This window comes from Lewinellaceae bacterium (assembly GCA_020636105.1).
Lineage (GTDB): Bacteria > Bacteroidota > Bacteroidia > Chitinophagales > Saprospiraceae > BCD1.
In genome coordinates, this window is the sequence record JACJYL010000001.1 from 2118603 (window position 1) to 2132738 (window position 14136).

9 protein-coding genes are annotated in these 14136 nt (G+C 46.2%); 5 read left to right on the forward strand and 4 right to left on the reverse strand.

Going from position 1 to position 14136, the window contains the following annotated elements; genetic code table 11:
* Nucleotides 1-29 precede the first annotated feature (29 nt).
* Nucleotides 30-434 carry a thiol-disulfide oxidoreductase DCC family protein gene (locus H6571_07845; protein ID MCB9323641.1) on the reverse strand — a complete coding sequence of 135 codons (405 nt, stop codon included), beginning with the start codon at nt 432-434 and terminating at the stop codon, nt 30-32.
* Between the two features lie 325 nt (nt 435-759).
* A complete protein-coding gene (nadB, locus tag H6571_07850) occupies nt 760-2361 on the reverse strand; it encodes an L-aspartate oxidase (protein MCB9323642.1) in 1602 nt (533 codons plus the stop codon).
* 322 nt (nt 2362-2683) lie between these two features.
* Between nadB and H6571_07855 the strand changes: the two genes are divergently transcribed.
* Nucleotides 2684-4423 carry a solute carrier family 26 protein gene (locus H6571_07855; GenBank protein ID MCB9323643.1) on the forward strand — a complete coding sequence of 580 codons (1740 nt, stop codon included), beginning with the start codon at nt 2684-2686 and terminating at the stop codon, nt 4421-4423.
* The gene (locus H6571_07860) at nt 4416-4988 is read left to right on the forward strand and encodes an HAD-IIIA family hydrolase (GenBank protein MCB9323644.1); all 573 of its coding nucleotides are present in this window, start codon (nt 4416-4418) and stop codon (nt 4986-4988) included. The genes H6571_07855 and H6571_07860 overlap by 8 nt, the downstream gene beginning before the upstream one ends.
* Nucleotides 4989-4991: 3 nt before the next feature.
* Here the strand turns inward: H6571_07860 and H6571_07865 are convergent, their stop codons facing one another.
* Together H6571_07865 and H6571_07870 are read right to left on the reverse strand one after the other, a co-directional pair.
* Nucleotides 4992-6005, reverse strand: coding sequence for a glycosyltransferase family 2 protein (locus H6571_07865; GenBank protein ID MCB9323645.1), 1014 nt, complete (start codon nt 6003-6005; stop codon nt 4992-4994).
* 59 nt (nt 6006-6064) lie between these two features.
* Nucleotides 6065-7165, reverse strand: a complete 1101-nt coding sequence (locus H6571_07870) for an oxidoreductase (GenBank protein MCB9323646.1) — start codon at nt 7163-7165, stop codon at nt 6065-6067.
* A gap of 309 nt (nt 7166-7474) precedes the next feature.
* Here H6571_07870 and H6571_07875 point away from each other — a divergent pair, with 309 nt between their 5' ends.
* The 3 genes from H6571_07875 (at nt 7475) to H6571_07885 (ending at nt 14125) form a co-directional block, all read left to right on the forward strand.
* Complete coding sequence (locus H6571_07875) at nt 7475-11593, forward strand: HYR domain-containing protein (protein ID MCB9323647.1); 4119 nt, start codon at nt 7475-7477, stop codon at nt 11591-11593.
* A 275-nt stretch (nt 11594-11868) separates the two neighbouring features.
* Nucleotides 11869-13155, forward strand: coding sequence for a TolC family protein (locus H6571_07880; GenBank protein ID MCB9323648.1), 1287 nt, complete (start codon nt 11869-11871; stop codon nt 13153-13155).
* Between the two features lie 37 nt (nt 13156-13192).
* Nucleotides 13193-14125 (forward strand): HlyD family efflux transporter periplasmic adaptor subunit, encoded by a 933-nt coding sequence (locus H6571_07885; GenBank protein ID MCB9323649.1) that lies wholly within the window; start codon nt 13193-13195, stop codon nt 14123-14125.
* The last annotated feature ends 11 nt before the right edge of the window (nt 14126-14136 follow it).

The window sequence follows — 14136 nt, forward strand, 5'->3', positions numbered from 1 at the left end:
TACAATCAATTGGAAAAATGTGTTTTGTTTCATTCCAAAAAACGGGATTTCCATTCCGGCTGCGGTAGCATACAGGATTCCCGTTTTCCAAAGATGCGGTACCTGTTCCGGGCAATCAAGCTATACACGGCATCACGGATGAATGCAGGAATGATAATAAAGCCATAAAGGATCTTCCAGGCTCCTTCCAGATTACGGGCTACCCTGAGGGCGGCTGTCGATTGGGTATAAACGCGCTCCCCTTCGACCAGCACAAAGGAATTATAATCATCCGTCGGCAACCCGTATTTTTTCAACAACTCCTGCCCGCTTTCGGATTGAAGAGAGGCGTATTTAAAATAACCGGCCCGGTCCCTGTTCAATACAAACTGCACACTGCCATTGCATAAATTGCAGACACCGTCGAATAAAATGATGGGATGTGGACCACTCATAGAATTGTATTTTTTTTAGCATAAGACCTTACCAGCAGGACATTTAAATCCCTGCAAAAATCTGGAACTCCTGGAACAACTTGAAACATTGGAATCTTGTTGCTGGTTGCTCGTTGCTGGTTGCTGGTTTTTTCAAACCATTTTAAACCCCTGAAACCATTTAAACCCCTGAAACCTGGAACAACATGAAACCACTTGAAACTCCTGAAACCCTCCCGACCTACGGTACGATGTCGCTACGCTCCATTTGAACCCTCCCGACCTGACGGTACGATTTCGCTGCGCTCAACCTGAACAAAATACTGGTAAACATTACAATAAACACCTAAAGTATAGACTCCTGAATAAAATGCTGCTTCTCCGGATAATCCGTGGTATAATGCAGTCCCCGGCTTTCCTTTCTCATACTGGCGGCACGACTGACCAGGTAAGCGATGGTAATGAGGTTTCGCAATTCGCACAACTGGGGAGAAAGCACCGTGGTGAGGTACAATTCCTCGGTCTCTTTATATAACAATTGTAACCGATCCAGGGCTCTTTTCAAACGTACATTAGACCGCACGATGCCCACATAACTGCTCATCACTTCCTTCAGTTCCTTAATGCTTTGGGTGATGAGCACCATTTCATTGGGATCCGTAGTCCCACTGGCATTCCAATCGGGAATACCGACGGCATATTCTGTCTGGTCAATGGTATCCACCACATCCAGGTGTATCCTGTGAGCAAAGACCAAAGCCTCAAGCAATGAATTGGAAGCCAGGCGATTGGCTCCATGCAGTCCGGTACTGGTGCATTCTCCGCAAGCATAGAGATTTTTGATCGAGCTGCGGCCCATTTCATCGGTCCTGATCCCTCCACACATATAATGGCAGGCCGGCACAACAGGGATCATATCTTTTGCGGGATTGATCCCAATGCTGAGACACTTATCCAATATCGTCGGGAAATGAGCCTTGAATGCCTCCATATCCAGGTGGCGGCAATCGAGGAACATGCACTCTTCCCCTTGAATTTTCATCTCATTATCGATGGCTCGGGCGACAATATCTCGGGGTGCAAGCGACTCGCGGGGATCGTATTTCTCCATAAAAGTTTTGCCGTCGCGCTGTTTTAAAATGGCCCCAAATCCTCTGACGGCTTCAGAAACCAGAAAAGAAGGATTTTCTCCCGCCGGGTTGAACAAAGCAGTAGGATGAAACTGAACGAATTCCATATTCCCCAGGTGTCCCTTTGCACGATACATCATGGCAATACCATCTCCTGTTGCAATAACCGGGTTGGTGGTATTCCGGTAAACCTGGCCGGCGCCTCCCGTGGCTACAACGGTTTGACGGGCGAGGATGGTTTCCATTTCTTTGGTATCCTTGTTCAGCACATAGGCGCCATAACATTCGATATCTTCCGTCAACCGGGTAACCGTAAACCCAAGATGGTGCTGAGTAATAAAATCCACGGCAAAATAGTGCTCATGGATTTCCAGGTTTGGCATCGCGTCGGCTTTGGCCAGCAACGCCCGTTGGATTTCCCAGCCGGTAAGGTCTTTATAATGTAATATGCGATTCTCAGAATGCCCGCCTTCCCGGCCAAGGTCGTATTTATTGGCATCATTTTTATCAAAACGGGTACCCCACTCTATGATCTCGCGCACCCGTTGCGGCCCCTCCGAAGTAACAATTTCCACAGCCTTTAAATTGCATAGGCCATCCCCGGCATCCAGGGTGTCATTGACATGTTTCTGAAGGTTATCTTTATCATCGTTCCAAACTGCGGCTACTCCTCCCTGTGCATAACGGGTATTGCTTTCATTTTCCTCCGTTTTGGTGAGTACCATTATTTTAAGATCCTTACGCTTTTCAGCAATTTTGATGGCAGTAGTCAGTCCGCCTATACCAGCGCCAATGACAAGGATATCTGTTTTGATCATTTGTTCATTATTTTAGGCATGATAAAATGCCTTTAAAATTCGATGCAAGATAATTAAATTCGTTTAGCCAGACCCAAAAAGTCATACAACAATGAGCAAGGGAAACTTCCCCAATCAAACCCTATGGATTAGCATCATCCGGCCAGTAAATGTGATATTTATCACCATAAAAAATAAAGCTTTTCAATACCTTCGTGGCCAAATTGGGTCATTGGACCATAAAAAACAGAAAAACACAACAAAATATTGTGGTCTTAATTGCCCAATTACCTGAACTACATGAATAAACAACCCTGCTTTTGTAAGGTTTAATGCTATTTCAATGAAAATCAAAGAATTGCTGCCGATCACCGATTGGTTGCCCAAATACAACAAAGATCTTTTTAAAGGAGACCTTGCCGCCGGGTTGACGGTGGGCGTGATGCTGATCCCACAGGGAATGGCCTATGCCCTTATCGCCGGGTTGCCCCCCATTTACGGGTTATATGCCTCCACGATTCCGATCATTTTATATTCCATTTTTGGCACCTCGCGTCAGCTGGCTGTGGGACCTGTGGCCATGGTATCCCTATTGACAGCTGCAGGCATCGGGGCATTGGCACCGGAAGCCGGCAGTGCAATTTATATCGGCCTGGCCATCGCCCTGACCCTTTTTGTGGGAGTCATCCAGCTGCTTTTAGGGGTGTTTAAACTCGGTTTCCTCGTGAACTTCCTCTCCCACCCTGTCATCAGCGGATTTACTTCTGCTGCGGCCCTGATCATTGGGTTAAGTCAGTTGAAACATTTACTGGGAATCAATATCGGAGGAAGCCACCATATCCACGAAATCATCCTGGAAGCCATTGAAAAATTTGATATCGGCCAGTGGCCTACCATTTTGCTTTCTCTTGGGGGTATTGCTGTCATTATCGGCATCAAAAAAATAAACAAAGCTATTCCCGGCACGCTGGTGGCGGTAATCCTTGGAATTATTGCCGTATGGGCGTTGGGCCTAAACCAGATGGGGGTTAAAATCGTAGGCGAGGTGCCCTCCGGATTACCAAAATTTGCGATGCCCGCTATCGACATGCAATCCATGAGTGAATTACTGATCATAGCCCTGACCATTTCCCTGGTGAGTTTCATGGAAAGTATTGCCGTAGCCAAGGCCATTCAGGCCAGACACAAAAATTACCAGGTGGTCCCTAACCAGGAACTGATCGCTTTGGGAGTAGCCAACATAGGGGGGGCATTTTTCCAGTCCTACCCGGTTACTGGCGGGTTTTCCAGAACAGCAGTGAACGACCAGGCCGGAGCGAATACCGGTATGGCAGGCATCATCAGTGCCCTGCTCATCGTCATTACCCTCTTGTTTCTCACCCCGTTATTCTACTATTTACCTAAAGCCATTCTCGCTTCAGTCATCATGGTCGCCGTTTTCGGGTTGATCGATATCAAAGAAGCGATCCATTTATGGAAGAGCAACCGTACTGATTTCTGGATGCTGATCGTAACTTTCCTGGGCACCCTCTCTCTGGGTATCGAGCAGGGAATAGGGTTGGGAGTTGTACTGTCTTTGGTGATGGTCATTTTCCGGACCACCCGCCCCCATTTTGCTGAATTGGGTAAAGTCCCGGGAACCCACTTTTACAGGAATGTCGAGCGCTTCCAAAACCTCGAACAAAGGGATGAAATATTGATCATGCGTTTTGATGCCCAGTTATATTTTGCCAACATCAATTATTTTAAAGACAACCTCTATGCCCTAAGTAAGAAAAAATGCGATGCCTTAAAACTGATCATCGTCGATTGCGAGGCCATGAACAATATGGACAGCAGTGCTGTACATGCCGTCGATGACCTGATGGACGATTACAACTCCAGGGGAATTGATGTCGTTTTTTCCGGGGTAAAGGGGCCTATACGCGATGCCCTCGAAAAAGGGAACCTTACCGGAAAGATCGGGAAAGATCACTTTTTTATGAGTATCCAGGAGGCCGTGGACTACCATGATCAAAAATATTCGGATTCGTTAAACCGGGAACATAAATTTTCTGAATACACCTTACAATCCGATGTTTAAATTCAATTCAGACTGGACTTTATTCCTCGACAGGGACGGCGTGATCAACCGAAGATTGCCGGGCAAGTACGTTCGCAGTGTGGCTGAATTCGAATTCCTGCCCAATGTACCTGACGCAATAGCTGTTTTTACCCAAATATTCGGCCGGGTGATCGTGGTGACGAACCAGCAGGGCATCGGAAAAGGATTGATGACCGAGCAAGACCTTGAGATCATTCATCAGTATATGTTCAAAAAAATAGAAGCATTCGGGGGACAAATAGAAGCCGCTTATTTTTGCCCGGATTTACGCGATGCCCCCTTTTCCTGCAGGAAACCTGAACCGGTCATGGCCCTTTGGGCCCAGAGAGATTTTCCGGAAATCCGGTTTAAAAAATCCGCCATGGTGGGTGATTCACTGAGTGATATGTTTTTCGGACGAACCCTGGGCATGCAAACCATTTTTGTGGAAACCAACCCGGAGGAAGTCGTCAAGGTTTTGGAGCAGGAAAGAGCCGACAAGCGATTTAAGATAGATTTAAAGGTTTCCGGCCTTTCGGAACTGGCAGAAATGATCCGTTCCTGAATTTTAACAAAAGAAAAAATAATCGCGCCCGTTTTGTTTGCCCAATTGATTTAAATAAGCCCGGATCTCCTGCTGATCCTGTGGGTTCCCGACGGCAATAATGATCTGCGGAGAGGACATTTCTGCTATCCGCTCAACGGGTTCGAAAACGACACCATTCACTTTGTGCCCCCATTTTGAGGGGCTGTTGCACAACCACCGGAATTCTTTTTTACGCCCGGAAAGCATAGAGGCCAGTTGTTTTCCTTTATTGCCGGCTCCCCACAATACCAGGGGCATTTCTTCCATACGATCCAGCTCAAGAAACCGGGGAAGCTTCAAACTAAAATACTGCTGGTTGGCATAATGGGGGTCATTCCTCGAACTTCGCCCCGCGTGATCCCGCCAGTAATGAAGCACTTCGGGGCTCCCCACTGGGTTCAATCCTTTTTTATAAAAACGAAAACACAGGTCGTAATCTTCCGGATAAGTATCCGATGAAAAGGCCCCGCAACTTTCAAGATCCTGTTTCCACAACATCCAGCAAGGGGAAGGAATCACGCATTCCCGGTAAATTTCATTAAAATGATCGTTTTTATCCACCCGTTGGTTCAACCACTCTTCATACCTCAGGTAACCTCCTCCCAGCCGGGTTTCGGAGATATACTTCACTTTTCCCGTGGCCAGGGTTCCCAAACCGTTTTGAAGTAGAATTCTTTTGAGGGCTTCAAGTTTCCCCGGCATCATGATATCATCAGCATCCATGCGGGTGATGAGTTGTCCCGTACTTTGTGAAAAGGCCAGCCGCAGGGCGGGAATAATGCCTTTTTCGGTATTGTTCAGCACTTTGATCCGCGGATCCTTTGCGGTATAGGTTTCCAACAAAACACCGCTCTCATCTTCGGAAAAGTCGTTCACGGCAATGAGTTCCCAATGCTGTTCGGTTTGCTGCAAAACAGCCTCCAGGCAATCCCTTAAAAAGGGCAATGCATTATATACAGGCACTAAAATGCTTATTTTCGGATCCGACTGATTCATGTTGTAAAACGGTGTAAAGTTAATGGTCAAAATTCAGCTAAAGTAAAAGTTGCCCATCCTTATTGCTCCAAATCTGCCCAAACGATTTTTCCGATTTTATTTTGCCCGGCCACCCAGGCCGTTTTGTTGCTGTTGCCAAACCGAATGGTATAAAAACTTTTATCACTAAGGGGCGCCCAGCTGTTCCCACCATCCTGTGACCAGCAGATGCCCGGGATGCCTGCCGCCACCAGGATTTTGCCGTTGCCATCAGGAGCATACTGTACACAGGAACGATAGCCGGGAAAATAACCTTCAGCCACCAGATACCAGGAATGACCTCCATCATTGGTCAAGGCTTTATTTTGAGTGTTCTGGTCCTGTTTTTCCCAATTGCCTCCAAAGATGATCCCATGTTGGTCATCCCAAAAATCGCAGGAAAAAATACCGGTCATCTGCTCTCCTGCGATAATCGGGGTGTTAAAAACTTCCCAGGTGCGGCCTCTGTCCGGCGAATGAAAAACCCTTGCTTTTTTGCCTCCACTTACAATCCATGCGTGATCTCCATAAAGAGCAATATTGGAATTGCTGGCGGCGAAAGCCGCTTCCCCATCCGCTGTCGGAGGCAGATTCTTACCATCCACTTTTTCCCAGGTATTTCCGCCATCCCGTGTGATAATAACCGACAAAAACCCTTCTGTCGGATCTCCCATGGCGATGCCTTCTTTTGCGTCCCAGAAAGCCATCGCATCATAAAAAGCGGCCGGATGATCCTCCCGGTAAACGACCTCCCAGTTTTTTCCTTTATCCACAGATTTATACAATAAGGCCGGGGAACCTATGCACAAGAGAAAAACGGCCTCCTCCGTCACCGATATCGCCCGAAAATGGGGCACAATGGTATCCGTCCTGATGCTGTCAATGGTCCATGATTTCCCGTCGTCCTCTGTAAAACCAAACCGGCCCTCAGAACCGGCAAACCACACCGTTTGATCATTTACCACCTCCAGTGCCCGGATGCTGGAAGCCACGAAAAAGGTATCAATTTGTTGAATGGCCAGTGAATCCAAAATCTTTTCGCTGGCAATATCCACTGTAGCATTCTCTTTGCAACCCGGGCCCACCCCGATTGTCAGGGCCCAAAAAATAATAAAGGTGCCCCATTTGTTTTTTATCTTCATTTAACTTCTTTTTTTCATCCCGTTTAACCGGCCGTTACATTTTGTGCACACAAAATACTAATAATTTCATGACCATTTCTTTGATATTTTTAAATTTTAAACCTTCCATCCCGAGCAAAATATTGATAAAATGCTTATTATTGTTTCGGAATTACATAAAGCATAAATTAGGGATAAGGCTAATTTTTGCAGCTTGCCGGATATTCAACAATCTACCACTAGACTCCTTCAAATTTCTTTCCTAATACACTGGCAGGCAACTACTTATATACTTCCGCTTTTGACTCGGTACCAAAACTGATTAAAATAATGGCAACAAAATTACTCAAATCTGTTTTCCCATGGCAAACAATAATTGCGTTTGCGTTTTTTTCCCATTTTTCGGGCATCCCGGCTTACGGCCATTCAGCGACCTTTGCACCGGAGACTTTTACCCTTGATATTACCATTATTTCATTCACCAATGTAAGTTGTTTCCTCGGATCTGACGGAAGCGCTTCAGCGGGTGCTTCGGGAGGCAGCGGTAATTATGCCTATGTATGGACCAATGGACAGACGACGGCTACGGCTACCGGGTTATCAGCAGGAACGGCATCCGTTACGGTAACGGATCTCGCTGATGGAGCCACCGCTTCGACAAGTATTATTATCAATGCACCTCCTGAGCTCAATGCTACGGCCATAATAAATGCCCACGTGACTTGTTTCAGCCCTGTGGGTTCAGCTTCAGCCATCGTCACGGGAGGCACACCAAATTATCAATACCATTGGCAAAACGGAGAGACGACCCAAACGGCCGTTAACCTCAGCGCCGGAAATCAATCCCTGACGGTAACCGATGCCAATGGTTGTATCTTTATCGAGCAGTTTACCATCCTGGCCGACACCGCCGCCCCTATCGCCGATGCGGGCATTGATGTTTCCAAGGATTGCAATAACCCGGGGCCTCAATTTACCCTAAACGGTTCGGGATCCTCCCAGGGAGCTAATTATTCATTTTTGTGGTTCACCGCCAATGGAAATATCGTTTCAGGCATTACTTCCTTAAATCCGGTGGTGGATGAATTGGGTACCTACACCTTGCTGGTCACCAACAATGCTAATGGCTGCAGCGCTACCGATGCAGTAGTAGTCTATGAAAATTTCGAAGCTCCTGTAGCCGATGCCGGCAGTTCGGTGGCGATCTGCGAAGGAGAATGTTACCTTCTCACAGCCTCAGCTACCCAGGGTAGTTTGCCTTATACTTACGTTTGGGCAGACGGAGTCGGCACAGGTTCATCCATCGAGGTATGTCCAACCAATACAACTGCCTATACCGTGACCGTGACGGGATCCAACGGGTGCAGTTCGGCCGATCAAATGACGATAAGCGTTTTTTCCAACCCTTCCCTGGATGTCTTTTCTATTGATTGTAGTTCAGATGTACTCACTTATACGGTCCACATCACGACTAATGCCAACCAGGTAACCGCCACAGAAGGGGAGATTACCAACCTCGGCAATGGATTTTTCAGGATAAGCGAGATCCCCATAGATACTGCATCAGTTACCATCACGGCCACCAATACGGTAACTTCCTGTGCTTCGCAAATCTTTATTACGCCTCCCGGCTGTGGTTGCCCGGATATTGAAGCCCCGTCAAGCGGTGGAGATCGTCTTATTTGCGAAGGGGATATGATTCCTTTTTTAACCGTAACCCCTCCTACCGGAATGGTCATTGACTGGTATGATGCCCCTTCTGGGGGAAACCTGCTTTTGAGCGACTCCAGTCAATTCATGCCTGCCGAGGAGGGTTCTTATTATGCAGCATCCCGCAATCCGTCGTCCGGTTGCGTAAGTGATATGCGAACTCTTGTAGCATTAACGATCAGTGAAATTCCCGACGTTTCCATTTTGCTGGACGGCCAGTTTTGCGAAGGATCCTGTGGCATTTTAACTGCCGTTGGAGACGGTCTTACACAATATGCCTGGAGTTCAGGGCAAACTTCAGCGAGCATCTTCGTTTGTCAACCGGAAACCTATAGTGTAACGGTAGCGAATTTTAACGGTTGTACCAACCATGCCGAAATTACCATTACGCCATTCCCTGCTCCCATTGCGGATGCGGGACCGGAGGTAACCTTTAATTGTGTTTTTACTGAAACCACCATCGGAGGCACAGGTTCTTCCATTGGAACCGGGATTTCTTATTCATGGTCCAATGGAGCCACCACTCCCACCCAGGTGGTAAACGAGCCAGGAACCTATTTTCTCACTGTCACCAATACAGAAACCCATTGCTTCGCAACGGATGTGGTATTGGTAACCCAGGACACCCTGGCGCCGGTAGCACAAGGCGGAGAGGATATTTTTCTTCCCTGCACTACCGGACAAACCATATTGAACGGATCCGCGACGCCAGCCTTCAGTACCTTATCCTGGACTTTATCGGACACAACCTTTTTCACCGGCACCATCTTTGTACAAGATACCGGAACATATATTCTCATAGCTGAAAACCAGGAAAACGGATGCATCGGCACAGATACCGTTGTCGTTTTTCCGTCCTCCATACCGGACATTTCGATTTTATCCATTAGCGATGTGCTCTGCAATGGAGGAGCCGACGGAACGGTCACTTTTGAGATTGAGGGAGGAAACGATCCCTTTGAATATACAGGATTAAATCTTCAAAATACGGGACTACCCGCCGGATCCTACAGTTTTACCGTGTTGGATGCCGCAGGATGTGAGGCCAGTACCTCGGTTATCATTTCAGAACCGCCTCCAATGAGCATTGCCACCTCGTCAACTTCCGAAACGGGCAATGACTTCAATGACGGAACAGCTTCTGCTGCTGCATTTGGCGGAACCCCGGGTTATAGTTATTTATGGAGTACAGGAGGCACGACGCCCACAATCAACAACCTGGCGCCGGGCGATTATTCAGTAACCGCCTCCGATGCCAATGGATGCACCATTGTTTCCTCTGTTACAGTAAGCAGCTTTGATTGCGGAACACTGGAACCGGCGGTAAATGGCATCACGTCCATCTGTCCTGGAAGCTCAAGTGGAAGCCTGGAAATAACCACCATTGTCGGGGGGGCTGCCCCTTTTTCGTTTGATTGGTCGACCGGCAGCACCGATAATCATATTGAACAATTGTCAGGAGGAACTTATGGATGTACCCTCACCGATGCAGAGGGTTGCGAACAGATACTTTCATTTGACATCGTTGAAGAAGATACGGAAGCTCCGGTATTGGTGACCCAGAATATTACGATTTTCCTCGATGAATCCGGCACCGCTTCTTTTTTACCTTCCGACATCAACGGCGGGAGCACGGATAACTGTGGCATCGATTCGTTTTATGTAAATATCAACCATTTTGAATGTGAAGATATTGGAGACAATCTTATCCAGGCAGTTGTATTCGACACCGGTAATCTGAGCGACACCGCAACGGTCGTTGTTACCGTAGAGGATACGATACCTCCTGTATTTGTGCTGTGTCCGGGAGATATCGTTACCGAAAATTGCAGTGAAGTTGAATATGCGCTTCCTTCAGCAACGGACAATTGCAGTACCGTGGATGTTGAATTAATGGAAGGAGAGTTGTCCGGTAGCACTTTCCCGGTGGGGACCACCGAAGTCCTTTATATGGCCTCCGACGTTTCCGGAAACCTGGCTTCCTGCAGTTTTAATGTGACCGTTGCGCCAACCTTGAGTGCTTCAGTGGCGCTAAGCCCGGCGAGTTGCGAAGGATTACCGATTACAGCAACCCTAATCCCCGAAGGAGGCGCCCCACCCTATTCCTATTTTTGGAACACTGGAGCCACGATTGATCATCTAACCTTTTACGTTTCGGCCAGTGTTTCTTGGACCGTAACAGACAGCGTCGGTTGTTCTTATTCAGAAGATCTGTCGGTCGATTTTCCGGCAATGTTGGGGTTGGATATTGTTACTACCCCTGAAATTGACATGAACAATAACGGTTGGGCCGATGCCACAATCAGTGGAGGCACCCCGCCTTATGAGTATGTTTGGTCCATACAGGGCGGACCGATCATCAGCATTGCAGAGGATCTGGAAAACGTTGTGGCCAATACCTACTGTCTCCTGGTTACGGATGCCAATGGCTGTGAAATAACTGACTGTGCGGTAGTCGATCAGGTGACGGCGACAAATGATACGGAATTGAGAAACAGGATTACCATTTTACCCAATCCGGTGTCTGAATGGCTGTATATCAACTTTAATCTTGACGAAAACACACCCGGCCAGCTCATACTTTTTAGTATGAACGGACATAAAATACTCAGGCAAGAAAAAAGCATGGCAAATAACCAGGTCATGCTAAATATGAAAGGCTTTCCTGAAGGCATTTATTGGTTAAAAATAATAATTGATAAAAAGGTTTTCTGGAAAAAAATAATGGTGATCAAATGATCTTGAAACGAGACCATTTGTCATAAAAAAATAAATAAACAGTTTCCTTTCCATTTAGTGAAAAAAGTCAATCATTACTTGGGAGTTTAGCCTTTGCCATCATCAATCCCCCCCATGATGCCAAATCATTATTGTGACCTGATGGATTTCTTGAATCTTTTAAAGATAAAATCAGGAAAGTAGAATCTATCGGATACGATCATAAATCATTTTATTGGGTTGTGCCTGAAAAATATTTTTTTGAGAACAACCTTTTACCGCTTTTTTTAGGAACTATGAATAATATTACCTGCATTTTCTGTTCTATTTTGTTTTTATGTTTTGCCAGTGTTCCCATTTCGGCTCAGACAAATATTGATTACTACCTCGAACAGGCCATTACCCGCAATGCTTCCCTTCAGGAATATAATTATCAGCAAAAAATATCCGGATTGGAAATCCAAAAGATAAAAACCCAATTTCAAAAACCACAGTGGTCGGTCACCGGAGATTTGTTGCTGGCCCCGTATTTTTTTAATAACGGGCAGGTATTGGCGGTTACCGCCGCTCCTGAAGCAAAGGCTTTCGGTTATGATGCAGGGGTCACCAATGGAGGACTATATTCAGGAATGGTAAATGTCACCTACCCGTTGGCGACGAAAAAACTAAGCCGACCATTGGTATCCGAGCAAGAATTGATACAAAAAGGGGTGAAGCAACAGTATCAAATGCTGGAAATTGATCTTAAACGCAAAATCACAGAAGATTACCTCAATGCATACCTGCTTCAGCATCAAATGGATTATGTGCTGCAAGTCAAAGGGCTCCTCGACAACCAAAAAGAGTTCGTCCGAAAATTGACAGACAGGGGATTATTAAGGGTAACAGACCTGGAATTACTTACGCTTGAAATCAAAAACCAGGATTACCTGATGAATATGCTTAAAATTCAATACCGTCAGGCGATACAGCTACTCAATACGGACGCAGGTATTGTCGACACCAGTCTGGTGCGTTTGGATTCAGCAGCATTGACGATAACCGATAGTGACCAAAATTCTTTATTTCTGGGACAATACCACCTGGATTCCCTTGCCGCTGAGAATGACCAGGCTCTTTTTGAAAGTCGTTACCTTCCCCAGGTCAATATTTTTGCCAACGGGGGAATCAATGCCATCGACCTTAACCATGTCTACCGGAAAGTCGGAGTGAGTGCAGGAATTCATGCGTCCTGGTTATTCCGGGACGGCGGACAAAGGACAATTAACGCACAACAAAACGAGATCAGGCAATTCAATGCTAAAAACCAGGCACAATTCATCTATCAGCAAATCCAGAATAACCGTCAGAACTACGCCTTGCTTTTAGAAGAGACCCGAAAGAATATTAACCTGATCAACCAACAATTGGAGGTTTATCAAAAGTTATTCACCACTTACCGCCAGGAGATGGCCCTTGGTCAATTATCTGTAATGGATTATTTGAACATTTTGAGAACGTATAGTGACCTTCAGCAGCAAAAAGCTCAGGTGGACATACAATTATTATTGATCATCAACGAGATCAATTACTGGAATAACTAAGCTGCCAATTAAAAACAGATCAGATCGTTTTATCATTATGAAAAAGTCAATCATACAAATATTCCTTATTTCACTTCTTTGTTTAAGTTGCCATCATAACAAAAAAGGGGATGCCGCATCCGGAGAGGAGGAATTCTTTGCTTCCCGCGCCCAGGTGATTGCAGGAAACCCTGCCTTACACCTGATGAAAGAGGAACTCACCATGAATGCGGTTACCATTTATACCAGTCGGGAAAATATCCGGGCAACGACAACGGGGTTTGTCCAGGCGGCCAAAATACAACAGGGAAACCGGGTGAAAGCCGGTGAACATGTCTTTAGTATAAAAACCAAAGAAGCGGAAGCACTCGGGGATGAAATACTTAAAGATCCTGATATTAACATTACCGGGGTAATTCACATTAATGCAAAAAATACAGGGATCATAACCCAGGTATTTTTTCAGGAAGGAGACTATGTGGCAGAAGGAGATGTAATGGCGGAGGTCACCAAACCTAATTCATTGGCCGTAAAGCTTTATGTCCCTTATGAATACAATCAGGAAGTGACTTTGCAAAAGCGGGTTAGCGTGCGTTTACCCGACGGAGAATGGCTCAAGGGCGTCGTCAAACAGTTGCTTCCTTCTGAAGACGTCGTTTCTCAGACCATGCCATATTTAGTCACCCTGACGCCCTTTCGTTTTTTGCCGGAAAATCTGAACCTGACCGTTTCCGTGCCCCTCCATTTAAAAGATAATGCTTTGGCGGTCCCTCGCAAAGCGGTTCAAAGCAATGAAGAACAAACAGATTTCTGGGTCATGAAAATTTTGAATGACACCCTGGCCATACGCCAGACTGTATTCCTGGGATTACAAAGCGATTCTCTGATTGAATTGAAGAACAGCCCATTAACTCCTGAAGATCGAATTGTGATTGATGGTGCCTACGGGTTGCCTGATACGGCCTCTATTATGGTGGTCCCGCAACTATAAGAAAAAACGAA